The sequence below is a fragment of the Cupriavidus sp. OTU4054 genome (genome assembly GCF_038440175.1).
Classification (GTDB): Bacteria; Pseudomonadota; Gammaproteobacteria; order Burkholderiales; family Burkholderiaceae; genus Cupriavidus; species Cupriavidus pauculus_D.
Window position 1 is genome coordinate 64,243 of the sequence record NZ_JASATF010000028.1, and the last position, 23,475, is coordinate 87,717.

Consider the following 23,475-nt stretch of genomic DNA (forward strand, 5'->3'; position numbering starts at 1 on the left):
CCTCCTGCCTCAGGCGCGCTTGATCTCGAAGCTATCGACGTAGCGCTGCGGCGCGCTGGCGTCATAAGCCTTGCCCATGACCGTGATCGGACGATTGCCGTTCTTGCCCGCGCTGGCGCCTTCCGTCATGCCGAGCGCCGCCATCTGCTTCTGCGCGTCGGTCAGCAGGAACACCTGCTGCGCGATCTGCTGATAGTTGACGTCGCCCTTGATATAGCCCCAGCGCTTCATCTGCGTGAGCATCCACGTGGCCATCGAGTACCAGGGCATCGGGTCGAAGTCCGCGCGGTCGGGTTCGTTCCGCACCTTGCCGAGCCCGTCGGCAAAGCGGCCGCTCAGCGCCTGCAGGATCACGGTTTCCGGCTGGTTCAGATAATTGGCCGGCGCGATGGCCTTGGCGATCTCGGCGCGGTTCTCCTGCTTGCGCGCCATGGCGGCCGCATTGAGCACCGCGCGGTAGAGCGCCGCGAACGTGTTCGGGTTCTGTTCGATAAAGGCCTGCGACGTGCCGAACGCGCAGCACGGGTGGCCGTTCCAGATATCCTTCGACAGGATGTGGATAAAGCCGATCTGGTCGTACACGGCGCGCTGGTTGAACGGATCCGGCCCGAGGAAGCCGTCGATGTTGCCGGCGCGCAGGTTGGCGATCATCTCCGCCGGCGGCGTCACGCGTAGCTGCACGTCGCGGTCCGGGTCGAGCCCATGCTCCGCGAGGTAATAGCGCAGCAGGAAGTTGTGCATCGAGTATTCGAACGGAATCGCGAACTTGAAGCCCTTCCAGTTGCGCGGGTCGCGATTGTCCTTGTGCTTGAGCGCGAGCGTGATGGCCTGGCCGTTGATGTTCTGGATCGTGGCCACGCGCATCGGCTGCGCGGACGACCCGAGGCCCATCGAGATGGCCAGCGGCATCGGCGCGAGGAAGTGCGACGCATCGAGTTCGCGATTGAGCATCTGGTCGCGCACGAGCGCCCAGCCGGCGGTCTTGACCAGCGTGACGTCGAGGCCCTGCGCCTCGTACATGCCCATCGGCGAGGCCATGATCAGCGGTGTGGCGCAATTGATCGGAATAAAGCCGACCTTCAGCGACTTCTTTTCGAGCGTGCCCGGCTTCTCCAGCGCGGCGGCGCGCAGGTCGTCCATCGGCAGCAGCGAACCCACCGCGGCCATGACGGCACTGGCGCCGACGGCCTTGAGCAGGTTGCGGCGCGTCGCATCCTCGGGAAACAGCGCCCGCACGGCCGCCGCTTCGACGAAGTCGTTCGAGAGCGATTCGGCGTCGCTCGCGCGATCGTGGGCCTCCTGCGAATAATGCCGGCCGCACTGGCAGCCGGACAGCGACGTGTCCGCGTCGTAGGGTCGGTACAGGCTCTGATCGCCTCGCTTGGTCGGTTCGTTCATCTCGGGCACCCCTGAATCGTTGATAGGTCGTTTTGGGAAATACTCGGGAATGCTCAGGCCGCGATGGCCTGTCTGGCGGTACCCGCCTGCAGCGTCGCGATGGCCACGCCGTCGCGCCACTGCTGCATATGAAGAAAATCGGCCGTGTCGTCGAGCACGCGCCACTCACCGTCGCGCATGGGCGTGCCATGCACCACGATGGGTACGGACCGCGTCTTGAGCCGCACCACGGGCTGGCGATGTTCGTAGCGTGCATCGCCGTGGCCCGTCACCGCATGCGCGATGGCCGACGCCTGCTGCGCGATCGGCTCGATGAAGCGGCACGGCGCGCCGTTCAGGCTGATGCAATCGCCCAATGCATAGACATCGCGCGCGCTCGTCTCGAGCGTTTGCGCGTCGACAACGATGCCCTTGTCGAAAGCAAGTCCCGCGCCACGTGCCACGCGGCTATCGGTGACGAGACCGATGGCCACGACCACCTCGTCGGCGTCGATCGTCGCGCCGTCGTCCAGCGTCAGGCGCTTGCCGCCGTCGGCCGATTGCGTAAGGCCGGCGACCACGCGAGTGCCCGCAAACTTCACGCCGGTCTGCGCGAGGCCCGCGCGCAGCCGCAGCGCGGCGGCTTCCGGCAGCATGTTGCCCAGCGGCAGCGGCTGCGCGTCGATGAGCGTGACGTCGTGGCCCGCGCGCGCGAAGTCCTCCGCGAGTTCGCAGCCGATCATGCCTGCGCCGACGATGGCGATGCGGCGCCGGCCATCGCCGATGCGTGCCTGCAGGCGACTCCATCCGGCAAGGTCGTTGACGCGCCAGCACAGCGCCGGCGGCAGCGCCGCGGGCATCGCGGGTCGCGCGCCCATCGCCATGACCAGATGCGTGTAGTGCAGCGTGCCGCGCGTGGTGCGCAGCTGGTGCGTCGCCGGCGTCAGGCCGACGACGAAGGTTTCGGTAAGCAAGCGCACACCCAGCCGGCGTGCCGCATCGGTGGCCGTCTCGCGCACAAGCGATGCGGGGACCATGCCGCGGCTCAGCGCGATGGACAGCTCGGGCTTGTGATAGCGATCGCCCATGCAGGACGTCACCATCGTGATGGGCACATCGCGATCGAGGCGCCGGATGGCCTCCGCCGCACTCCAGCCCGCGATGCCCGCGCCGACGATCACAACGCCACGAATCGCAACTCCACGATTCGCGACTCCACGACCGCGCGCGGCCAGGGGCGCCGCGGACGCCGACGGTGCCGGCATCATGACGACGACGTAAGGCTCGAAGTCCGCCTTGACCACGCCGCACAGCGGGCACTCCCAGTCTTCGGGAATGTCCTCGAAGCGCGTGCCCGGCGCGATGCCGCTGTCGGCGTCGCCCTTCTCCTCGTCATAGATAAGCCCGCATGCGCGACAGATGAACTGGCGCCATGGTTTCGACATCGCGCTCATGCCGGCACCTCCTCGCGCGACAGGCGCGCCATTTCCCAGCGCAGATGCTTGATGGCCGGCGTGACGATCGCCGCGAAGTGCGCTTCGCGGATGCGCCGTTGCGCGGCCGAGCTCACGAGGTAGCCACGCGCGCCCTGATGCAGCAGCGCGGACTGCGAAGCGCGCAGCGCAAGCTCGGCGCCCTGCGCGCGCGCATCCAGCACGTCGAGCAGATAGTCCTTGCTGCCGTCGAACGGGTTCGCCGCGAGCCGGGCCACGCGCTGCTCGAGCTCGTCGAGCTCGCCCTGCATCTCGTCGGGCCGGTCGCCGAGAAAGCGGTTCACGTGACCGAGCAACGGCTCCACTTCCTGCATCGCATCGATACTGCCCTGGACGATGCCCGTCGCCATCCCGATCTGCAGCAGGATGAACGCGGCCCGAATACGCGCGATAAACGGCTGCGCGGGATCCGCGATCAGCAGGTCTTCGCCGACGAACAGATCGTCCACGCGCACGCCCCATGTGCTCGTGCCTTCCATTCCGGAGAACTCGGGACACTGGCGCAGCGTGACCGCGCCCGTGCAATGGAGCATGAACATGATGTCGTGCGACGGCGTGCCGTCATCGCGATACACGGTGGCGATGGCCCCGCAGTACTGTCCCGGCGCGATATGGCTGACCCATGGCAGTGCGCCGCTCACGCGATAGCCCCCCGCGACACGCGTGGCGCGCAGCAGCATCTTCTCGATGCCCGCGAATGCCTTCATGGGATTGGACAATGCCGTACCGCCGAGCGTCTCGCCCGTTGCGTGCGTGGCCAGCAGCCGTTGCAGCGCCGGGTTGCCCGAGGCCTCCATATAGAGGCCGCAGACGTCATGGCACCACGCCAGAAAACCGGTGGAACCGCAGCGCCGGCTGATCGCGCGCATCGCATCGAGCGCGAGGCCATAGCGGCCGCCGCTGCCGGACAGATGCGCGGCGAATGCGCCGGCCTTGCCGAGGTCGGCCATGATCTCGCGCGGATAGTGCCCCTCGTGATCGATGCGATAGGCGGCATCGGCCAGCGGTCCGTCGGCGATCGACGTCACGCGCTGCATCACCATGGCGTCTGTCCACGATGGCTCGAATATCGGTGCACTGGCTACAACGGTGGTCATGGCGGTTCTCCCGTGGTTCTTGACCTGCGGTGCGCGGTGTCGCGCGAAATCGGTCGTCAGTCGGCCAGGCCGATCGAGAACGCCACCGGATTGCGCATGGTGTTGGCCACCGGCGAGTGGAAGTTGGCGTGCTGCACGATGTCGTCGAGCTGTTCACGCGTGGCGTCGCCCTCGATCAGCACCTTCACGCGAATGGCCTGGAACCCCATGTCCTTCGGCTGGCGCTCGGCACCGCCGGCGCCCCATGCGGCCGAGTTGCCGATATCGGCTTCCAGGAACACTTCGAGGCGCGACAGGCGGACTTCGCGATACGTGGCCACGGCCGTGATGCCGACGCACAGGCAGCCGCCCAGTGCCGACAGCGCGATCTCGCCCGGTGCCGGCACGGTGTTCTCGCCGAACAGGTGCGGGGGCTCGTCGACGACCACGGGGTTGTGATCGCCGGTGAAGCTCCAGGAGCGGAACTGGCCCTTCATGACGGTGTGGACCTTGTTGATGCCGCGGCGCTCGGGGTTCTCGCGGCCGGAGGCGGCAAACTTCAGAAGGCCTTCGCGATCGATCGGTCGCAGGTAGGTGGTGACGGTCTCGGTGGTCAAGGCGTGCTCCGTTTGTGTTGGATTCAGGACAGGCAAACGTGCCTGCACAGCCTTTATCGCAATCGCCGTGCCAACGCGTCGAAACGCACGCAAACTATTGATTTTCAAACGCTTTACTGAAAATTCAAACGGCACGAACCGGCATCTGCCGCCCAACAAAATGTCGACATTGTCGACATTTTGTCGACCAATAGGCGATACTCATCGCGACGCGAACGAGGAGCAAACCCGTGAAGGAACAGGCCCCCATCCCGGAATCGGACCCCGAAGCCGGACTCGGCTACTGGCGCCAGCAGGAGATGCTGCTGCTGGAGCAGGTCATGGCGTTGGTGGGGCGCAGCCTGTCGCCGGACGTGACCCTGCGCGAGATGCTGCATCTGATGTCGGAGCTGCTGGGCCTGAACCGCGGACGCGTGGTGCTGCTCGACGAGGAGACCGACACCGCAAGCATTCGATTTGCGTACGGCCTCACGCGCAAGGAGACGGCGCTCGGCGTCTACAAGGTCGGTGAAGGGATCACGGGCCGCGTGCTGGCGGCGGGACAGCTGACCATCGTGCAGGACATCGACCAGGAGCCGCGCTTCCTGTTTCGCGCGGTGCAGCGCGCGCATCTGCCCGAGGGCATGGTGTCGTTCATCGCCATGCCGATCAAGATCGAGCAGAAGACCGTCGGTGTGCTGGCCTGCCATCGCATCCGCATCCGCAATCGCGCGCTCAGCGACGACCTGACGATCCTGCGCATTCTCGCGACGCTGGCCGGGCAGCTGCTGCAGTTGCAGGCGACGCTGCGCGCGCGCACGAAGGTGCTCGAGCAACGCAACGAGATGCTGTCCCGCGCGCTCCAGACCGAAGCCGCGCGCTACGGGATCGTCGGTACGGCGCCCTCGGTGCTGCAGGCGATCTCGGAATTGGAACGCGTGTCCGACGCCACGGCCAGCGTGCTGCTGATGGGGGCGTCCGGCACGGGCAAGGAGCTGTTCGCGCGCGCGTTGCACCTGGCCAGCCCGCGGCGCGAGCAGCCCTTTATCAAGATCAATTGCGCGGCGATTCCCGAGACGCTGTTCGAGTCGGAACTCTTCGGCTACGAGCGCGGCGCGTTCACGGGCGCCAATGCCGCGCGCGCGGGTTGGTTCGAGCAGGCCAACACGGGCACGATCTTCCTCGACGAGATCGGCGAGTTGCCGCTATCCATGCAGACCAAGCTATTGCGCACGCTGCAGGAAGGCACGATCACGCGGCTGGGCGGCAAGCGCGAGATTGCGATCGACGTGCGGCTCGTCGCCGCCACCAATCGCGACCTCGAGCAGGAGGCCGCGCGCGGCGCGTTCCGGCAGGACCTCTACTACCGGCTCAACGTGATTCCCATCCGGCTGCCGGCGCTGGCCGACCGGCGCGAGGATATCCCCGCGCTGGTGCTCCATTTCCTCAACCACATCAACCAGACGCACCAGCGCAACGTCAACCTCACGCAGGCCGCGATCAACCGGCTGCAGAACCACGACTGGCCCGGCAACATCCGCGAACTCTCGAACCTGATCGAACGGCTCGTGCTGCTTGCGCAGGGCGCGATCGTCGATGAGGCGGAGGTCGAGCGCATCCTGCCGAAGCCCGATGCAACGGACCGTGCGTCGAGCGCTCCCGCGGCTGTCCCGTCGCGCGTCGCGCGGCACGACGCGCCGGCGGCCGACGACCGCGTCCCGTCGCTCGTGCGCCCCTACACGCCCGCGCACTCCCACTCGGCGCAGACGCTGCAACAGGCGCTCATCGACTGCGGCGGCAACAAGTCGCGCGCGGCGCAGATGCTGGGCCTGACGGTAAGGCAGTTCGTGTATCGGCTGGAGAAGCTTGGCGTGCGGCCCTGAACGACGCCAGACCCCGGGCGCGGCGCCTGCCTAGGCGGCCATGCGTTCGGCCAGGAACGGGTAGTCGGTGTACCCCACCTCGGTACCGCCGAAGAAGGTCGCCCGGTCGTACGGGTTCAGTGGCAAGTTGCGGCGCAGCCTTTCGGGCAGGTCCGGATTCGCGATGAAGTGACGGCCGAACGCCACGAGGTCCGCATCGCCGCTGGCCACGATGGCCTCCGCGCTCTTGCCGGTGAAGCCGCCTGCCGCGATGATCGTGCCGTGGAAGAACCTGCGCATCAGCGCCGCGGCCACGGGCGTCTGGTCGCGCGCCTCGTCCTCGATGTTGCCGGCGATGCGCGGCTCGATCAGATGCAGGTAGGCGAGCCCGAGCTTGTCGAGCTCGGCGGCGACATACGTGAACAGGCCTTCCGGATCGCTGTCCGACATATCGCCCCACGAGCCGCTCGGCCCGAGCCGGACGGCCACCTTGTCGCTGCCCCATACCGAGATCACCGCGCGCGTCGCATCGAGCAGGAAGCGGGCGCGGTTCTCGAACGAGCCGCCATAGCGGTCCGTGCGCTTGTTGCTGCCATCCTGCAGGAACTGGTCGAACAGATAGCCGTTGGCGGCATGAAGCTCTACGCCGTCGAAGCCCGCCTCGACCCCGCGCCGGGCGGCCTCACGGAAGCTTTCCACGAGCGCCGCGACCTCGTCGGTCTCCAGCGCGCGGTTCGGGGTATTGGGCACCCAGCCGGACCGCGTATAGGCCACGCCGCCGTGCGGGATGGCCGACGGGCCGACCGGCTGGCTGCCGGCGGGCTGGACTTCGGCATTCGACTGGCGGCCGGCGTGGTAGAGCTGCAGGAAGATCGTGCCGCCCTTCGCGTGTACCGCGTCCGTGACCAGCTTCCATCCGGCGATCTGGCTGTCGTCGTAGAGCCCCGGCGCGCCGAGGTACCCGTTGCCGTTCGGCGCCGCGATGGTGGCCTCGCCAATCAGCAGCGCGCCTGGCGACGTGCGTTGCGCATAATATTCGGCCATCAGCGGCCCGGGCACCGCGCCGTCCTCGGCACGCATGCGCGTCAGCGGCGCCAGCACGACGCGATGCGAGATCTCGTAGGGGCCGACGCGGACGGGGGTGAAGAGACTGGACATGGTGTACCTCCTGCAATTGGGTTGAGCGCGTGTCTTGCGTGAGGACAATCTAGGGCACGAAGCCCGCCGGAAAAACGGGCTGCGCGTTGGTTCACTTCGGACAGGACAGTCCGCAATCGCCGGCAGCCGGCCGTCTCCGCCAGACCAGCATGAGCAGCGTCACCGCGACCGACGCGAACTCGAACAGCCCGCCTGCCACGCCAAGCGCACCCACGGAGACGTGCGCGAGCGTGATGGCGCCGACGCTCGCGCCGATCGAGAAGCCGATGTACATGAACGACGCGTTGAGCGAGAGGGCGATGGAGGCCGCGCCAACACCGGACAGGCTCATGAGGCGCGCCTGCTGGGCCGGATAGAAGGCCCAGTGACAGACCGCCCAGACCAGCAGCGCTGCAATCACGGGGATCGTCGCCTGCGAGGCCGACAGCCATCGGGCATCCGCCGCGAGCGACAGGAATGCGATTCCGATGATCGTGACCGATGGCACGATGACGCGCAGCGGGCCTAGGCGGTCGGCGAGACCGCCGCCGATGAATACGCCAAGCGCCGCCGATATTCCCCACGCAAACATGAGGATGCCGATCTGACCTTCGTGTAACGTGGTCAGTTGCGTGACCAACGGGGCCAGATAGGTATAGACCGTATACGCGCCGGTCGCCCACATCGTGGTGGCAAGCAACGTGGCAAGCACCGCGGGGCGCGCGGCCACCGACAGCCGCTCGCGCAGCGTGGCGGTGGCGAGCCCCGCGCCGATCTCGCGCGGCACGCCCAGATGCACACCGAGCGCGGCGATGGCAGCCAGTCCCGCCACGGCGGCGAAGGTCATGCGCCATCCCTGCGCTTGGCCGATCACGGCGCCAAGCGGCACACCGAATGCCAGCGCGACCGTAATGCCCGCATTGACGACGGCAATCGCCTGCCCCCGCCGCTCGGGCGGCACGATCGCTCCCGCGAGTGCATTGGCGCCCGGCACGAACAACCCGGCCGACAGCGCCAGCAGCACGCGTGCGGCCATCAGCCACCAGTAACCGGGCGCAAGGCACGCCAGCACGTTGGACAACGCGAACACGATCATGCTCGCGCGCAGCAGCGCGCGCCGGTTGAGGCCGCCGGTGGCGGCCGTCAGTATCGGCGAACTGATGCCGTACGCTAGCGCGAATGCCGTGACAAGCTGGCCGGCCTGTTCGATGCCGACACCGAGATCCGCGGCAAGGCGTGGCAGCAGCGGCGAGATCATGAAGCCTTCCGTACCGATGGCAAACGCGCCGAGCGCCAGCAGGTAGATGGGAGGAGGAATGCGATGCGTGGGCATCGCGCTAGACGTGACAGACATGGATGAGCCTTCCTGAATGATGAGGTTGGATGAGGCTGCCACGATCTTCCGCGCCGATTAAGGAATCTTGGGCCGAAGTGTTGCGACGGAAATCGCGATGCCGAAAGCGCCGCAGCGGCCTATATTTCCGGCAATCTCAATCTCGACGGTGATGTCACATGTCCGCATCCAGCAATGAACGGGGTACCGCAATGCCGATCCGCGTCGGCCTCGTGGGTATTGGCAACTGGGCCATCCATGGCCATGTCCGGGTACTGAAGCTACTGCCGCAGTACCAGTTGCGCGCACTCTGGAGCACGCGTCCCGAAGCCGCGCGAGCGGCGGCGGATGCGCACGGCATTCAGCAAGTCATGGCGACGCTCGACGAACTGGTCGATCATCCGGAGGTCGATCTGGTCGTCGTGCTGAACACGGCGCCCCAGCACGCGGAGACCGTGCGCAAGGTCATTGCCGCGGGCAAGCACGTGTACTGCGAATGGCCGCTGACCACGACGACGGAAACTTCGCGCGAACTCGCGCGGCTGGCCGATGCGGCGGGCGTCCGCCACATCGTCGGTCTGCAGCGCCGGCTGGCGCCGCACAATCGTTACCTGCGCGATCTGCTGCAGACGGGCCACGTGGGACGCATTCGCTCGGTGCGCATCCACGTCAGCATGGATTCGTTCGGCGCGACACGCTCCGCGGCGTTACGCTGGACCGTACCGGTGGAGAACTTCTCGAGTGCGGTCGCGATCTACGCGGGACACTTCCTCGACATGCTGTTCACCGCGACCGGATGGCCACAACGCGTGTCGGCGCTCGCGTTGAATCAGATGAAAGCGGTGACGATTCGCCAGACCGGCGAGGTATTGCCGTCTTCGGCACCGGATCAGCTTGCGATGATCGGCCGCATGGCGGACGGCGCCGTGTTGTCGGTGCATCTGGAAGCGGGTAAGCGCAGCGGCCGTGGCGTGCGCATCGACATCACCGGTGACGAGGGCGATCTTCGCGTGACCAACGCGTCGGCATTCGGCGGCGTGGGCGACGACTATCGCATCGAAGGCGCGCGCGGCGACGATCAGCCGATGCAGCCGCTGGAAATCCCCGTCAGCTACGACCGGCTGCCCGCTTCGGAGCTGCCATCCGCCGTACTGGAGCTTGCGGAACTCTATCTTGCGTATGCCCAGGACGTTCGCGACGGGACGCGCGAGGCGCCGACCTTCCACGATGCCGTGCGGCTGCATGAACTGCTCGACGCGGTGACGACGTCCACGCGCGAAGGACGCGAGGTTTCGTTACGCTGATGCCTTTGCCGGCACGATCTCGGTGCGGCTGCCTTCGTCGGGGAACAGATGCCTGGCCATGTAATCGACGAAGACGCGGATTTTCGGCGACATGTGCCGTCCCGACGGCCATACCGCGCGGAACACCTTGCGATCGGTCGCATAGTCAGACAGCACCGACACGAGGCGACCATCCTCGAGCTGTCGCCTGACGAGGAAGTTGGGGATATAGGCGAGCCCGTGACCCTGCTCCGCCATCTCGATCAGCGGTTCCACGGTGTTGACGGTCAGCAGCGCGGGCAGATCCATCTCCCGGACGTTGTCGCCCTCGCGCAGCAGCCATCGATCGACCTTGCCCGTCGACGGATAGCGATGCAGCAGACAGGCATGGCGCAGCAGATCGTCGGGCGATGCGGGCACGCCACGGCGCGACAGATAGGCGGGCGCCGCGACGATCTGCGGCGTGTAGTAGCCCAGCGCACGCGTGACCAGCCGCGAGTCCGCGGCGTCACCGGTGCGCAGCACGACGTCGAATCCCTCGTCGATGATGTTGACCATGCGATCGGAGAAATCGAGTTCGAGCCGAATGTCGGGGTACTCGCGGATAAACGAACTCAGGACGGGGAGCAGCAACGCGCCCACCAGCGGCAGGCTTACGCGCAGCTGGCCCTTCGGCGATGACGCGGCCGACAGCTCGGCCTCCGCCGCCTCCAGTTCTTCGACGATGCGCTGGCACCGGCTCAGGAACAGCTGCCCTTCCGGTGTCAGCGTGATGCTGCGCGTGCTGCGATGGAACAGCCGCACACCGAGCCGCTGCTCCAGCCGCGAGATGGCCTTGCCGACGGCCGACGCCGAGATGCCGAGCTGGCGCCCCACCTCACTGAAATTGCGAATCTCGGCGGCTTTGACGAATGCATCGACGGAACCGAGCTTGTCCATGGCGGCGACGGGGGTGGGGCGAGATGGCGCGGACTATAGCACGCGGCGCGCGCGCCCTTGCGCCGCCATTGCGGAATTATGTTCCGAAGTGTTGTGCCATCCGGCCCGTTGATATGCAACGCCTGCGTGCATAGATTCGTCGCATCGTTTTTATCGCGCAAGCAGAGGAGTCATCATGTCGGATGCAACCTTCCCGACGCCTTCGGCCATCGGGTCCGACGCCGCCGTTCCACATCGGCAGCACTGGCCTGCCGTGTTCGCCGTCGCGTTCACGGCAGCCGTGTTCTGCACGACCGAGTTCATGCCTGTCGGGCTGCTGCGCTACATCGCGCATGGCCTGTCCGTCAGCGAGGGTGCCGCGGGCTGGATGGTCTCCGCGCCGGGACTGCTCGCCGCACTGTCCGCGCCCGCCATCACGGTGCTGGCGGGGCGGCTCGATCGCCGCTGGCTGCTCTGGATGCTCGGCACGCTGCTGGTCCTGTCGAACCTGATTGCCGCGCTCGCGCCTTCGTTCACGGTGCTCGTGCTCGCGCGCGTCCTGTTCGGCGTGGGCCTCGGCGGCTTCTGGGCCATCGGGTCCGGCCTTGGCGCACGTCTCGTCGATGCCGGGTCCGCGCCACGCGCCACCTCCATCATCTTTGCGGGCGTGTCCGCGGGCATGCTCGTCGGCGGTGCGGCGGGCGCGCTGATCGGCGAACTATGGCACTGGCGCGCGGCATTCTGGCTCACGGCAGCCCTGTCGCTCGCCGCGCTGGCGGCCACGATGGCCTGCCTGCCACCGCTGCGCGTCGTGCAACGGGTCTCGCTGTCGTCGCTGAGAACGTTTCTGCTCGGCACGCAAAGCCGTATCGGCTTGCTCGTCATGATGATCGCGCTGGTCGGACAGTTTGCCGCCTACACCTACATCACGCCGTTCCTCTCGCATGAGGCCGGCTTTGGCGGCACCGCGATCTCCACCCTGCTCTTCGGCTACACGCTGGTCGGGATGGCGGGCAACTTTATCGCGGGTGCCTATGCGGGCCGCCACACCCAGGGCACGCTGATGGCGGCCATCGGCGCCATTGCGGTGCCGGTCGTGCTGCTGGCATTCGCCGCCCCGCAGCCGGCGGCCGTGCTGGCGCTCATGACGGTATGGGGGATCGCCTATGGCGCGATGCCCGTGGCGTTGCAGGTCTGGATGGCAAAAGCGTCGGGCGACGCCGGTCATGAGGCGGGCATGGCGCTCTTCGTGACGAACTTCCAGCTCTCGATTGCCATCGGCGCGTGGGCCGGCGGGCAGCTCGTCGATCGTGCGGGCGTCGGCCATGCGCTGACCGTCGCGGGCGCCGTCGTGGTGGCGGCATGGGGGGTGATGTGGGCGCTGACCCGGAAAGCCCACCCGGCCTGATCATTTCATTTTTGAAATGATAGTTTGTCATCACTGCTATTTCTTTGCTTCTCGTTCGTCGATACAGTTTCTCCATCGGATCCCGGATCCCAAACGTTCAAGGAGAAACATCATGGCAGGCAAACTCGAAGGCAAGGTCGCACTGGTCACCGGCGGTACGAGCGGCATCGGTCTCGCGACCGCAAAGCGCTTTGCGAAGGAAGGCGCGTTCGTCTACGTGACGGGCCGCCGTCAGGCGGAACTCGATGCGGCGGTTGCCGCCATCGGCAATGCCACCGGCGTGCGCGTCGATTCGTCGAAGCTCGAACAGCTCGACCAGCTCTACGAACAGATCCAGGGCGAACGTGGCCAGCTGGACGTGCTGTTCGCCAACGCGGGTGGCGGCTCGATGCTGCCGCTGGGCAGCATCACCGAGGAACAGTACGACGACACGTTCAACCGCAACGTGAAGGGCGTGCTGTTCACGGTGCAGAAGGCACTGCCGCTGCTGGCCAAGGGCGCGTCGGTGATTCTCACGGGCTCGACCGCAGGCAGCGCCGGCACGCCCGCGTTCAGCGTCTATTCGGCATCGAAGGCAGCCGTGCGCGCATTCGTGCGTAGCTGGATCCTCGACCTCAAAGACCGCAATGTCCGTGTGAACACGCTGAGCCCGGGCGCGACGCGCACGCCGGGTCTCGTCGGACTGGCCGGTCCCGATACGGCCCAGCAGCAGGGCCTCGTCGATTACCTGGCTTCGCAGATCCCGCTCGGCCGCGTAGGCGAGCCCGACGAGATTGCCGCCGCCGCCGTGTTCCTTGCCTCCGACGACGCCAGCTTCGTCAACGGCGTGGAACTGTTCGTCGATGGCGGCCAGCAGCAGGTCTGAGCGCCGTCACGCCCGTGCCGCGAGTTCCGCCGGCTTGATATCGCCGAGCGGACTCAGCAGCGCGGGATCGAACTCCCGCGGCGCGATGCCCTCGCGCACGCGGCGCGGCCAGTCGTGATTGGCCAGCGCGCCGCGCCCCAGCGCCACGATGTCCGCGCCTTGCGCGAGCGCTGCCGCCGCGCGCGCGGGGTCGTGCAGGCCGCCATTGGCCACGATCGCCAAACCGGGCGCTACTTCGCGCACCGCTTCCCGCGCCAGCTGCACGAGGCTGCGCGCATCATCCGCGAACGCAGGCTGCCACGCTTCGAACGCCGTCACGTGCAGGTAGTCGATGCCCGCTTCGGCGAGTTGCCGGAAGACGGCATGCGCGCCGGCCACGCCTTCGGGCCACTTGTGCGTGAAGTCGTTGACCTTACCTTGCGAGATGCGAATGCCGACCGTGAAGTCCGGGCCCACGGCCTCGCGCACGGCGCGCACGATCTGCACGGCCAGGCGCGCTCGCCGATCGATCGTGCCGCCCCATGCGTCGTCGCGCAGATTGGTATGGGCCGTCAGGAACTGGTCGATCAGGTAGCCATTGGCGCCGTGGATTTCCACCCCGTCGAATCCCGCGACATCGCGTGCGAGCCGCGCGGCTCGTACAAAGCCATCGATCACGGCATCGATATCGGGCTCTGTCATCGCGCGTGGCGTCGCGTACGGACCGTTGCCCGCGTAAACCGTCATCTGCTGCCCGCGCGGCGTGACCGCCGACGGGCCGATCGTATCGGCACGGAAGCGGTTGCCCTGTGCCAGCGCACCCGCATGCATCAGTTGCGCGACGATCCGGCCACCCTCCGCATGCGCGGCGTCCGTCACTATGCGCCAGCCTGACGCCTGCTCGCCATCGGTCAGCCCCGGCTGTCCCGCATAGCCCTGCGACCATGCGCGGTCGGTGTAGATGCCTTCCGTGACCAGCAGCCCGAAGCCGCCGCGTGCGTAGCCCGCGTAGTAGCGGCGCATCGTATCGGTCGGCACGCCCGATTCGGTCGCGCTGATGCGCGTCATGGGGGCCACGGCAATGCGATTGGCCAATGGCAGCGTGCCCAGTTGGCCCGCATCGAACAAGGTGCGGCCGGCGCTCATGATGCGGCTCCGTCGGCCACGGCGATCGCTTCGATCTCGATCATCGCGTCGGGCGAATACAGCGCCGAGATCTCGACGATCGTGTCGGCCGGATACGGCTGCGAGAACCACTTGCGGCGCAACGCGACGATCTTGCCGAAATGCGACATCGAGGTCAGGAAGATCGTGACCTTGACCACACGGTCGAGCCCCGAGCCGCCCGCTTCGAGCGCGCGCTGCAGGTTGCGAAAAGCGCGATCGGCCTGACGATCGAAATCGCCGGGCCCGTCGATCTTGCCATCGTCGCCGACCGCGGCCTGCCCCGAGACGAACACGAATCCACCCACGCGAATCGCCTGCGACAGCAGGTACGGCGCGTATGGATCGGGCTCGGTGTGGACTTGCTGGCGTTGCATGAGAAGCTCCATGATATGGTTGGCGTTTGTTGAACTGAGCTCATCCTTCGGTGCGAGCTCGTGCAGCCAGTATCGGCATCACCGGGTGTCCGGACAAATGGTCATATCTCAGGTCATGGATGAGTAAAACTTCATCATGCGAAAGCTTCCGCCACTGAGCGCGCTCCGCGCATTCGAGGCAGCCGCGCGACGCAACAGCTTCAAGCACGCCGCCGAAGAACTCAGCGTCACGCCGACCGCCGTCAGCCATCAGATCCGCCAGCTCGAGGAATGGCTCGATATCAAGCTGTTCGAACGACAGACGCGCCAGGTGCGCCTGACCGATGGGGGCAAGGCGTTGTTTCCCGCCATTCGCGACGGGCTCGACGGGTTCGAGCGCGCGATCGCATCGGTACGCCAGACAAGCGACGCGCGCGTGGCCACACTCACCTCCACGGTGGCCTTTACCGCGCGATGTCTTGCCGCGCGTGCGGGCGCCTTCCGCAAGGCGCATCCGGAGTGGACGCTGCGGCTCGATGCCACGAACGCGGTCATCGATCTCGATCGCGATGCCGATGCGTCGATCCGTTATGGGTCGGGCCAGTATCCGGGGCGAATCGTCGAGCCGCTGTTTGGCGACCGCTTCGCGCCCGTATGCCGGCCGGACCTGCGGATTGCGAGCGAGAAAGACCTGCGGCGCGCCACGCTGATCCATTTCGAATGGGGCGCCGCAGTACAGGGCGACCCACGCGCGATCGTCTGGCAGGACTGGCTTGCGGCAGCAGGCATGACGAGCGTGGAAGCGAGCGGCGGGCTCGCGTTCACCGAGGAGGTCCATGCGGTGCAGGCCACGGTGGCCGGACAGGGAATCGGCCTGCTGAGCCTGACGCTCGTCGCCGACGAACTTGCCGCGGGTGTGCTTGTGCAGCCGTTCGACCTGACGCTGGAGAGCTTTCGGTACGACCTCGTGTACAGCAAGCGCGCGGCGGCTCGCCCGGCGACTGGCCTGCTGCGGGATTGGGTACTCGCGCAATTCACCGCCGCGCCGCGCGCTTGACTTTCCACCCGAACCATTCTTTAATTTCTGTAACGACAGAAATTAAAGAAACGGGAGAAAGCGGTCATGCCAGCCACGCATCTGGAGTTGTTCTACGACGGCCATTGTCCATTCTGCGCGGCGGAGATGCGCCGGCTCGGCGAATGGGATCGCGACGGACGGCTCGCGTTCGTCGATATCGCGCAACCGGACTTCGACTGCACGCCGCTGGGCGTGGACATGGCCGCGCTCGACCGCGAGGTGCACGGCCGCACGGCGGACGGCCGGCTGCTCGTCGGCATCGACTGCATCTTCGCGGCCTACTCGCTGGTGGGTTTTCGCTGGCTCGTCTGGCCGCTGCGCGTGCCGTTCCTGCGCCCTGGGCTGGCGGTGCTGTATCGCGGCTTTGCGCGCAACCGGTATAGGTTCTCGCGATGGCTCGGGTATCGCGACGTGCGGGCCTGCGAGGATGGCGTGTGCCCGGCCTATGCGCTACCCGCGGCGCGGCGCGACACGGGGCCGGGCACGATCCGCGATCGGATGGCATGGTGGCTCTACGCCGTCGCCATCGCGCACCTGCTCGGTGGCATCGCCTGCGCGTGGCTCGCTGACGGCGCGACGCTCGACATCTATCACCGTGGCATCGAGGCGTACTTCTGGAACGGCGCGGCTCCAGCCGCCGCCCGTGCGCAACAGGCCTGGTGGATGGGCCTGTTCGGTGCCACGCTGCAATGCACCGCCGTCTGGATGCTCGCGCTCGTGCACATTGGCTACCGCAGCCGGCAACGCACCGCATGGGGCGCCCTGCTCGCCGGCCTGCTGATCTGGGCGCCGCAGGATATCGCGCTCTCGCTGCAGGCGGGCGTATGGTCGCACGTGGTCGCCGATGGCGCGGCACTGGTCGCGATGGTGTCGCCGCTGCTGTGGCTGTGGAGATGCGACGCGCGCGAGACGGCGTGAAGGTGCGTTAGGCATAAGAGTCTGCGCAATTGTTCGTTCCGCTATCCGCGATGGACTCATAGAGTGGGAATTTGCTCCGTCAATCTCCCCTTTTTCCGTCCGCCACTGAACAGCATGAGCGCGCTTCCCATTCCCGCCAGCACCGATTCCACGACCGATCCCGCCGTCACCGGCGATGTCTATACCCGTCGCCAGGCCGCCGTCGCGGCATTTATCGCGGCGGCCCGACAACACCTCGATACCGATGCCCCACTGACGCACGACCACCTCAGGCCTGTGGCCGCGGCACTCGAGCATCTGGGCCTTCAGCGCGACCTGTTCCCGGACGATCATTTCCGCGTGACGGCGGAACATCCGGCGCAGGTCTATCGTCTTGCGGAGGATCCCGACGGCCAGTATGCGCTGTATGTCTCCGCTGGCTTGCCCGGCAAGTCGCAGCCGCCGCACGACCATACGACGTGGGCCATCATCGCCGGCATTGCGGGCCGCGAGCGCAATGTATTCTTCAGGCGCGAGAAGACCGACGACCCCGCGCGCGACAATCTTCACGAACATGCCAACAGCGACGTCGTGGCCGGCACGTCGGTCAGATTGCTGCCCGACGACGTGCATACGATCGAACTGATCGGCGAGGATCGCGGTCTGCATCTTCACTTCTACGGGCTCGCGCTGGACCGCCTTCATCATCGAGTGGTGTTCGACAGCCCGCAGGGCGGCAGCTTCCGCACGTTCGGCCCGCCGCGCCGCCTTGCGGCACCGCTGATCGACGCCGCGACGCTCAAGGCCTCACTTCAGGACGGCCAGGAGATTGCGCTGCTCGACGTGCGCGAGGCCGGCGTCTTCGCACACGGCCACCTGCTGCTGGCGGCATCCGCGCCGCTGTGGCGGCTGGAGTTGCTGATCGACCGGCTCGTGCCGCGCCGCGACACGCGCATCGTGCTGACCGATGGCGGCGAGAACCGCGACCAGCTCGCGCATGACGCGGCGGCCAAGCTCGTGCGGCTGGGCTGGCACAACGTCGCCGTGCTGGAAGGCGGCGTGGCCGGCTGGGTTGCTGCGGGCCACGAGCGCTTTACCGGCAGCAACGTGCCAGGCAAGGCGTTCGGCGAAATCATCGAACATCGCAAGCACACCCCGTGGATCGACGCGCGGGACCTGCATGCGCGCATCGAGCGCGGCGACGATATCGTCGTGGTCGATAGCCGTACGACGGAAGAGTTCGCGGACTTCAGCCTGCCGTTCGCGCACAGCGTGCCCGGTGCCGAGCTCGTCTATCGTATCGGGGAGCTCGCCCCGCGTCCGGAAACGCTCGTCGTCGTCAACTGCGCCGGCCGCACGCGCAGCATCGTCGGCGCGCAGACGCTGATCGATGCGGGCATTCCAAATCCTGTCGTCTCGCTCAAGGACGGCACGATGGCGTGGCTGCTCGAAGGCCGCGCGCTCGCGCATGGCCGCGCCACCCCGCTGCCTGAACCCTCCCCGGAGCGTCTCGCCCAAGCCCGCGAGCGTGCCGAACGCGTCGCCGCCGCGGCCGGTGTGCGCCGCATCGACGCGGCCACGCTGGCCGCGTTCGAGGCAGATTCCGTGGCCGGCGCGGACGGGCGTAGCATCTATCGATTCGATATTCGTACGCGCGCGGAGTATGAATCCGGCCACCTGCCGGACTGGCGCTGGGCACCGGGCGGCCAGCTCGTGCAGGCCACCGACGAGTATGTGGGCACGCGCCACGCACGCGTCGTGCTCGCGGACTTCGACGGCGTGCGCGCGCTGACCACTGCCGCATGGCTCGCGCAACTCGGCGCGCATGAGGTCTTCGTGTTCACGCCAGCGGCGAATGCCGACCTCGTAACGGGACCGGAACCGGTTCGGGTACTGGCCTCGCGCGCGCCGGCCGGTACGATCTCCGCGCAGCAGGCACACCAGCAACTTGAAGCCAGACACGCGCGGCTGTTCGACGTCGAACGCCGCGCGCCCTACGAGAAGCGCCATGCGCAGGGGGCGTGGTTCGCGGTGCCGGATCAGCTGGAAGCGCTGGTCGCCGATCTGCCCGCCGAACAGGCCATTCTGCTGACGTCGTCCGACGGGGTGCTCGCGCGCGTCGTTGCCGCCGAACTGTCGGCCCGCACAAAGCGCGACGTGCGCGCGCTGACCGGCGGCACGCAGGCGTGGATTGCGGCGGGACTACCCACGGAAAGCGGTGCGGCACGTGTGCTCACGGGCGACGCCGACTACTGGTTCAGCCCGTATCACCAGCCGACCGAGGTCCAGCGCCATGCGGGCTTCCGCGAGTATCTCGACTGGGAAATCGGCCTCGTGGCACAGCTCGAGCGTGAGGGCGATATCGGCTTCCGGCTCGTGAACTCGGCGCGATGAATGACGCCTTCCGTCAGCGCAAGGCCTGACGGAAGGCCTGTTCGAGATCCGCAATCAGGTCCCGCACGTCTTCCAACCCCACGTGGAGGCGGATGACCGGCGCGGGATCCTGCCACGACCGATAGGCCCGCAGCCGCTCGGGTGGCGCGATCAGCGCGAGGCTCTCGTAGCCGCCCCACGATGCGCCGATCGCAAACAGCCGCAAGGCATTGACGAACCGCCCCGCCGCGGCGGCATCCACGCCGCGCAACGCAAAGGACACGAGACCGCTGGCGCCCGAGAAATCGCGTTGCCACAACGCGTGGCCGGGATCGTCGGGCAGCACGGGATAGAACGTGCGGCTCACGTGTGGATGCCGATGTAGCCATTGCGCAATTGCCGTCGCGTTGGCCTGATGCTGCGCAAGCCGTACCGGCAGCGTCCGCAGACCGCGCAGTGCGAGGTAGGCGTCGTCGGCGCCGATGGTCAGGCCGAGCGCCTCGTGCGTCGTGCCGATACGTCTGGCGAGATCGTCGTTGTCGACGATGACCGCGCCCTGCATCACGTCGGAATGGCCAGCGATGTATTTGGTCGACGCCTGCACCGAGATATTGGCGCCGAGCTTCAGCGGCTGCAGGAACCAGCCGCCGCTCCAGGTATTGTCGATCGCGACCGGCACGCCACGTTCGCGCGCGATGGCCGTCAGCGCGGGAAGATCGAGCACGTCGAACAGCAGCGAGCCCGGCGACTCGAGGTACAGCAGCCTTGTTTCGGGTCGGATGCGCGATGCCAGATCGTCATGGGCCGGCGAGAAATACTCGAGCGTGATGCCGAGCCGCCGCAACAGATCGAGATCCACCCGGCGCAGCGGTGCATAGACGCTGTCCGACACCAGCGCATGATCTCCAGGCCCCAGCAGCGCGAGCAGTACCAGCGAGATTGCCGACAGCCCCGAAGGCGTCAGGAAGGCGCGCCGTCCGCCTTCGAGCGCGCACAGCGCGTCTTCGAGCGCTGCGTGCGTATCCATTCCGTGACGGCCATAGGTCGGCACACGCTCGTGCGCGGCGCGGCGATGCTGCCGGTCGGCCAGCGTCTCCACGCTGTCGAAACGCACGGTGCTCGTGCGTACCACCGGTACATTCACCGGTCCGATGCCGTCGTGAAGGCGCGCCGCGCCGGCATGCAGCAGGCGCGTGTGGTGGCCCAGATGGTGGGCTTCGTTCATGCGTGATCCTCCGCGGGTTGCAGTGTTGGGGAGAGCGGTACAAGGGCCGCGTTGAACGACGCCGGCAGCCGCGGCACCGCGCCGAGCGCGCGGCGCAGGAACGCGCGCGTCCGGTCGTGAACGGGCTGCCCGAAAATCTGCTCGGGCGGTCCGTGCTCGACGATGCGGCCGGCCTCGGTGAAGTAGATGCGATGACTGATCTCCGCGGCGAATCGCATTTCATGCGTGACGAGTACGCAGGTCAGGCCGTCCTCGACCAGTTCGCGAATCACGGTCAGCACCTCGCCCACGGTTTCCGGATCCAGTGCCGAGGTGACCTCGTCGAACAGGATCAGTTCCGGCCGCATCGCCAGCGCGCGCGCGATCGCCACGCGCTGCTGCTGGCCGCCCGACAATTCGCCGGGATAGGCACCCGCCTTGCCCGCCAGGCCGACCTTGCCGAGCAGCGTGTGCGCATCGTGCTCCGTCTCCGCACGCTCGCGTCCGATCACGCGCATCGGCGCGATCACGAGGTTCTCGAGCACGGTCAGATGTGGAAACAGGTTGTACTGCTGGAACACGAAGCCCACGCGCTTGCGCAGCGCGATCAGTTCCGCTTCGGTCCGCAGCGCGTCCACGGCGGTACCGCCCACGCGAATGCTGCCGCGCTGCGGACGCAGCAATCCCGTCATGCATCGGAGGATCGTGCTCTTGCCGGAGCCCGATGGACCGATGATCGTCACGGCTTCGCCACGCCGCACATCGACGTCGATCCCCTTCAGCACTTCGGTCCCGTCGAACGCGAGGTGCACGTCGCGCAGCGCGACGGCGGTATCAGTATCTGGCATGGCGGCGCTCCAGTGCGCGCGTGGCGCGCGAAATCGGGTAGCAATACAGCAGGAACAGCATCAGCAGGCTGAAGTAGACGAGGATCGTGAAGTCCGTGCGCGCGACGGTATTGCTGGCGACCTGCGCGGCATCCACCACGTCGTGCACGCCGACGAGCGATGCGAACGACGTGCTCATGGTGATGCTCGCGTACAGGTTCATCCACGGCGGAAGCATGCGGCGCACGCACTGTGGCAGGACGATCAGCCGATAGATCTGCCCACGCCGGAACGCGAGCGAATGGGCAGCTTCCCACTGCGCGCTCGGAATCGACTGGATCGCGCCGCGGAAGATCTCTGCAACATTCGCGCTCGCCGGCAGCGCGAGCCCGAACACGACCTTGACCCAGTCGGGAAACGGAACGGTCCACGGCCCGACCTGCCATTCGAACGGAAAGACGTAGGTCGTGAAGTAGACGAGCACGAGCACCGGCGCATTGCGAAATGCCTGTACCCACCAGCGCGCGGCCACGCGCGCGGGGTGCAGCGCGGACAGCGACAAGGCACCGATGAGAAGACCCGCCAGCGTGCCGATCGCCATGGCCAGCACGCTGATGCCGATGTTCGCGGCCATGCCGCGCAGCAAGACGGGTGACCAGGTTGCCAGATGCGTCAACGCGACCTCGATGGAGCTACTGGCCATAACCGGGCATGCGCAGGCGGCGCTCGAGCCATCGGCCGGCCACGCTGACAAGCCACGTCAGCAGGCCGAACCAGGCGAGGATGAGCAACAGCAGCTCGAGAACGTTGTCGCGCTGCGTCCAGATCATGATCGATTCATAGGTCACGTCGCCCACCGCGATCGCGGAGGCCAGCGCGGTCATCTTGACGAGGTCCACCAGATTGTTGACGAGCGCTGGCAGCGCGAAGCGCACCGCAAGCGGCAGCTCCACGCGCGCCAGCATCTGCCGCCGCGAGAATCCGAGCGATCGTGCCGCTTCCAGCGTCACGCGCGGTACGGCCTCGATGCCCGCGCGCAGCGCCTCCGCATGGAACACGGCCTTGTGCAGCGACACAACGAGCACGACCCAGAAGAACGGTGTCAGCGGATTGCCGCTGCCATGCTGGGCCAGCTGCTGCGTGATGAGCATGTTGAGCACCAGAAAGCCGCAGTACAGCTGCACCAGTGTCGGCGTGTTGCGCGTGATCTCGACGAATGCGCGCGCGGGTGCCGCCAGCAGCCGCTGGCCCGAGGTCAGCATCGCCGCCAGCAGGGCCCCCGCGGCAAGGCTTGCGGGAATCGTGAGTGCGCACAGCTCGAGCGTCACGCGCAGGCCGCGCGCGAACGCGGCGCGCTCCCCCGCATCGAGCAGAAAGCCATAGTTCAGCCCAATCGCCTTGAGCGCGGCGACCGACGCGGTGATAAGCGCGCCGACGGTCTCCATCAGGCAGGCTGGCGTAGCTGCTTCTGGAGCTCGGGCAGGAGCGGCTGCGGCGGCGTGATGCCAAGACGCTTCTCCGTTTCGATGAGCCAGCCCGTGCGGTGCCACGTCTGCACGACCTTGTCGACGGCGGCGACGGTGTCGCTTTCGCCCTTGCGTGCCCAGACGACCGACGGCGCCGGCAGGATCTCCGTTGGAATCGGCGCGGCATAGCCTGCCCATTCGGCGTTGGTGCGCAACAGCGGATGGATCAGCGTGGCATCGTGCACGGCGGCCACGCACTGCCCGCCACGCAACGCGAGCAGCGACTCCGATGCCGTCTTGAAGCCGCGTACCTGTGCGCCGTATTGCTCCTGCAGCGGCTTCACGAAGCTGCTGCCTTGCGACGCGCACACCGTCTTGCCGCGCAGATCGTCCCATTGATGAATGCCGCTGGTCTTGAGCACCGCGGCCGTGCCGCCTACGCGGTAGAACGGCGTGGGCGCATACGAGAGAATCTCGCCGCGGTCCGCGTTGTACTCCATCGACGCGATCAGCAGATCGACCTTGCCCTGCTGCAGGAACTGCACGCGATTGGATGGATTGACCTGTACCAGCTCCGCTTCGACGCCGAGCCGCTTCGCCAGATCGCGGGCCAGTTCGGGGTTCCAGCCAACCAGCTGCTGCGTGGCGGGGTCGATCGAACCGAACGGGCCGCCGTTGACGAGCACGCCGATGGCCACCTTGCCGCGCTGGCGAATCTTGTCCAGCGTTGCATCGGCCCGGGCCGTCGAGACACCGGTCGCCAGCAGGACGAGCGCCGCGCTG

At 67.1% G+C, this 23,475-nt stretch carries 21 protein-coding genes; 7 read left to right on the forward strand and 14 right to left on the reverse strand.

Annotation, left to right across the window (positions count from 1 at the left end; translation table 11 throughout):
* Positions 1-9 precede the first annotated feature (9 nt).
* Genes AAHB16_RS26540 through AAHB16_RS26555 form a run of 4 tightly spaced genes read right to left on the reverse strand, consistent with a single transcriptional unit; the run spans position 10 to position 4,563 of the window.
* Positions 10-1,398 carry a CmpA/NrtA family ABC transporter substrate-binding protein gene (locus AAHB16_RS26540; RefSeq protein ID WP_342052419.1) on the reverse strand — a complete coding sequence of 463 codons (1,389 nt, stop codon included), beginning with the start codon at positions 1,396-1,398 and terminating at the stop codon, positions 10-12.
* 53 nt (positions 1,399-1,451) lie between these two features.
* Positions 1,452-2,831, reverse strand: coding sequence for an FAD-dependent oxidoreductase (locus AAHB16_RS26545; protein WP_342052420.1), 1,380 nt, complete (start codon positions 2,829-2,831; stop codon positions 1,452-1,454).
* Entirely contained in the window at positions 2,828-3,967 is a 1,140-nt protein-coding gene (locus AAHB16_RS26550; RefSeq protein WP_150375340.1) for an acyl-CoA dehydrogenase family protein, read from the reverse strand. The genes AAHB16_RS26545 and AAHB16_RS26550 overlap by 4 nt, the downstream gene beginning before the upstream one ends.
* Before the next feature lie 56 nt (positions 3,968-4,023).
* Complete coding sequence (locus tag AAHB16_RS26555; RefSeq protein WP_342052421.1) at positions 4,024-4,563, reverse strand: OsmC family protein; 540 nt, start codon at positions 4,561-4,563, stop codon at positions 4,024-4,026.
* A 299-nt stretch (positions 4,564-4,862) separates the two neighbouring features.
* On the opposite strand from AAHB16_RS26555, the gene AAHB16_RS26560 reads away from it, so the two are divergent.
* Complete coding sequence (locus tag AAHB16_RS26560) at positions 4,863-6,425, forward strand: sigma 54-interacting transcriptional regulator (protein ID WP_446718139.1); 1,563 nt, start codon at positions 4,863-4,865, stop codon at positions 6,423-6,425.
* Between the two features lie 30 nt (positions 6,426-6,455).
* Here the strand turns inward: AAHB16_RS26560 and AAHB16_RS26565 are convergent, their stop codons facing one another.
* Positions 6,456-7,562, reverse strand: coding sequence for an alkene reductase (locus tag AAHB16_RS26565; RefSeq protein WP_150375342.1), 1,107 nt, complete (start codon positions 7,560-7,562; stop codon positions 6,456-6,458).
* Between the two features lie 91 nt (positions 7,563-7,653).
* Entirely contained in the window at positions 7,654-8,895 is a 1,242-nt protein-coding gene (locus AAHB16_RS26570; protein ID WP_342052422.1) for an MFS transporter, read from the reverse strand.
* Between the two features lie 158 nt (positions 8,896-9,053).
* Here AAHB16_RS26570 and AAHB16_RS26575 point away from each other — a divergent pair, with 158 nt between their 5' ends.
* On the forward strand, positions 9,054-10,178 hold the full coding sequence (locus AAHB16_RS26575) for a Gfo/Idh/MocA family protein (protein ID WP_342052423.1): 1,125 nt from the start codon (positions 9,054-9,056) through the stop codon (positions 10,176-10,178).
* Here AAHB16_RS26575 and AAHB16_RS26580 read toward each other — a convergent pair.
* On the reverse strand, positions 10,170-11,096 hold the full coding sequence (locus tag AAHB16_RS26580) for a LysR family transcriptional regulator (RefSeq protein ID WP_342052424.1): 927 nt from the start codon (positions 11,094-11,096) through the stop codon (positions 10,170-10,172). The genes AAHB16_RS26575 and AAHB16_RS26580 overlap by 9 nt on opposite strands.
* Before the next feature lie 175 nt (positions 11,097-11,271).
* Here AAHB16_RS26580 and AAHB16_RS26585 point away from each other — a divergent pair, with 175 nt between their 5' ends.
* Entirely contained in the window at positions 11,272-12,483 is a 1,212-nt protein-coding gene (locus AAHB16_RS26585; protein ID WP_342052425.1) for an MFS transporter, read from the forward strand.
* 112 nt (positions 12,484-12,595) lie between these two features.
* Positions 12,596-13,348, forward strand: coding sequence for an SDR family NAD(P)-dependent oxidoreductase (locus AAHB16_RS26590; RefSeq protein ID WP_150375346.1), 753 nt, complete (start codon positions 12,596-12,598; stop codon positions 13,346-13,348).
* A gap of 6 nt (positions 13,349-13,354) precedes the next feature.
* Here the strand turns inward: AAHB16_RS26590 and AAHB16_RS26595 are convergent, their stop codons facing one another.
* The gene (locus AAHB16_RS26595) at positions 13,355-14,473 is read right to left on the reverse strand and encodes an NADH:flavin oxidoreductase (RefSeq protein WP_342052426.1); all 1,119 of its coding nucleotides are present in this window, start codon (positions 14,471-14,473) and stop codon (positions 13,355-13,357) included.
* Positions 14,470-14,868, reverse strand: coding sequence for a RidA family protein (locus tag AAHB16_RS26600; RefSeq protein WP_342052427.1), 399 nt, complete (start codon positions 14,866-14,868; stop codon positions 14,470-14,472). The genes AAHB16_RS26595 and AAHB16_RS26600 overlap by 4 nt, the downstream gene beginning before the upstream one ends.
* Before the next feature lie 136 nt (positions 14,869-15,004).
* Between AAHB16_RS26600 and AAHB16_RS26605 the strand changes: the two genes are divergently transcribed.
* The 3 genes from AAHB16_RS26605 to AAHB16_RS26615 all read left to right on the forward strand — a co-directional run bounded on the left by AAHB16_RS26605 (position 15,005) and on the right by AAHB16_RS26615 (position 19,216).
* Positions 15,005-15,904 (forward strand): LysR substrate-binding domain-containing protein, encoded by a 900-nt coding sequence (locus tag AAHB16_RS26605; protein ID WP_150375349.1) that lies wholly within the window; start codon positions 15,005-15,007, stop codon positions 15,902-15,904.
* Between the two features lie 66 nt (positions 15,905-15,970).
* Positions 15,971-16,843, forward strand: a complete 873-nt coding sequence (locus tag AAHB16_RS26610; RefSeq protein ID WP_342052428.1) for a thiol-disulfide oxidoreductase DCC family protein — start codon at positions 15,971-15,973, stop codon at positions 16,841-16,843.
* A gap of 114 nt (positions 16,844-16,957) precedes the next feature.
* Positions 16,958-19,216 (forward strand): rhodanese-like domain-containing protein, encoded by a 2,259-nt coding sequence (locus AAHB16_RS26615; RefSeq protein ID WP_342052429.1) that lies wholly within the window; start codon positions 16,958-16,960, stop codon positions 19,214-19,216.
* A gap of 13 nt (positions 19,217-19,229) precedes the next feature.
* On the opposite strand, the gene metC is transcribed toward AAHB16_RS26615, so the two are convergent.
* The 5 genes from metC to AAHB16_RS26640 are packed head-to-tail and all read right to left on the reverse strand — an operon-like array spanning position 19,230 to position 23,459.
* On the reverse strand, positions 19,230-20,420 hold the full coding sequence (gene metC, locus AAHB16_RS26620) for a cystathionine beta-lyase (protein ID WP_342052430.1): 1,191 nt from the start codon (positions 20,418-20,420) through the stop codon (positions 19,230-19,232).
* Positions 20,417-21,247, reverse strand: a complete 831-nt coding sequence (locus AAHB16_RS26625; RefSeq protein WP_342052431.1) for an amino acid ABC transporter ATP-binding protein — start codon at positions 21,245-21,247, stop codon at positions 20,417-20,419. Before AAHB16_RS26625 ends, metC begins: the two co-directional genes overlap by 4 nt.
* On the reverse strand, positions 21,234-21,980 hold the full coding sequence (locus tag AAHB16_RS26630; RefSeq protein WP_411859881.1) for an amino acid ABC transporter permease: 747 nt from the start codon (positions 21,978-21,980) through the stop codon (positions 21,234-21,236). The genes AAHB16_RS26625 and AAHB16_RS26630 overlap by 14 nt, the downstream gene beginning before the upstream one ends.
* A complete protein-coding gene (locus AAHB16_RS26635; protein ID WP_342052432.1) occupies positions 21,919-22,671 on the reverse strand; it encodes an amino acid ABC transporter permease in 753 nt (250 codons plus the stop codon). Before AAHB16_RS26635 ends, AAHB16_RS26630 begins: the two co-directional genes overlap by 62 nt.
* The gene (locus AAHB16_RS26640; protein ID WP_342052436.1) at positions 22,671-23,459 is read right to left on the reverse strand and encodes a transporter substrate-binding domain-containing protein; all 789 of its coding nucleotides are present in this window, start codon (positions 23,457-23,459) and stop codon (positions 22,671-22,673) included. Before AAHB16_RS26640 ends, AAHB16_RS26635 begins: the two co-directional genes overlap by 1 nt.
* Positions 23,460-23,475: the final 16 nt, after the last annotated feature.

Coding starts and splice junctions, on each gene's coding strand:
- AAHB16_RS26540 (WP_342052419.1), bottom strand. CDS start 1,398: ATGAACGAACCGACCAAGCGAGGCGATCAGAGCCTGTACCGACCCTAC.
- AAHB16_RS26585 (WP_342052425.1), top strand. CDS start 11,272: ATGTCGGATGCAACCTTCCCGACGCCTTCGGCCATCGGGTCCGACGCC.
- AAHB16_RS26575 (WP_342052423.1), top strand. CDS start 9,054: ATGTCCGCATCCAGCAATGAACGGGGTACCGCAATGCCGATCCGCGTC.
- AAHB16_RS26615 (WP_342052429.1), top strand. CDS start 16,958: ATGAGCGCGCTTCCCATTCCCGCCAGCACCGATTCCACGACCGATCCC.
- AAHB16_RS26565 (WP_150375342.1), bottom strand. CDS start 7,562: ATGTCCAGTCTCTTCACCCCCGTCCGCGTCGGCCCCTACGAGATCTCG.
- AAHB16_RS26560 (WP_446718139.1), top strand. CDS start 4,863: ATGCTGCTGCTGGAGCAGGTCATGGCGTTGGTGGGGCGCAGCCTGTCG.
- AAHB16_RS26610 (WP_342052428.1), top strand. CDS start 15,971: ATGCCAGCCACGCATCTGGAGTTGTTCTACGACGGCCATTGTCCATTC.
- AAHB16_RS26590 (WP_150375346.1), top strand. CDS start 12,596: ATGGCAGGCAAACTCGAAGGCAAGGTCGCACTGGTCACCGGCGGTACG.
- AAHB16_RS26545 (WP_342052420.1), bottom strand. CDS start 2,831: ATGAGCGCGATGTCGAAACCATGGCGCCAGTTCATCTGTCGCGCATGC.
- AAHB16_RS26550 (WP_150375340.1), bottom strand. CDS start 3,967: ATGACCACCGTTGTAGCCAGTGCACCGATATTCGAGCCATCGTGGACA.
- AAHB16_RS26570 (WP_342052422.1), bottom strand. CDS start 8,895: ATGTCTGTCACGTCTAGCGCGATGCCCACGCATCGCATTCCTCCTCCC.
- metC (WP_342052430.1), bottom strand. CDS start 20,420: ATGAACGAAGCCCACCATCTGGGCCACCACACGCGCCTGCTGCATGCC.
- AAHB16_RS26580 (WP_342052424.1), bottom strand. CDS start 11,096: ATGGACAAGCTCGGTTCCGTCGATGCATTCGTCAAAGCCGCCGAGATT.
- AAHB16_RS26635 (WP_342052432.1), bottom strand. CDS start 22,671: ATGGAGACCGTCGGCGCGCTTATCACCGCGTCGGTCGCCGCGCTCAAG.
- AAHB16_RS26600 (WP_342052427.1), bottom strand. CDS start 14,868: ATGCAACGCCAGCAAGTCCACACCGAGCCCGATCCATACGCGCCGTAC.
- AAHB16_RS26605 (WP_150375349.1), top strand. CDS start 15,005: ATGCGAAAGCTTCCGCCACTGAGCGCGCTCCGCGCATTCGAGGCAGCC.
- AAHB16_RS26595 (WP_342052426.1), bottom strand. CDS start 14,473: ATGAGCGCCGGCCGCACCTTGTTCGATGCGGGCCAACTGGGCACGCTG.
- AAHB16_RS26625 (WP_342052431.1), bottom strand. CDS start 21,247: ATGCCAGATACTGATACCGCCGTCGCGCTGCGCGACGTGCACCTCGCG.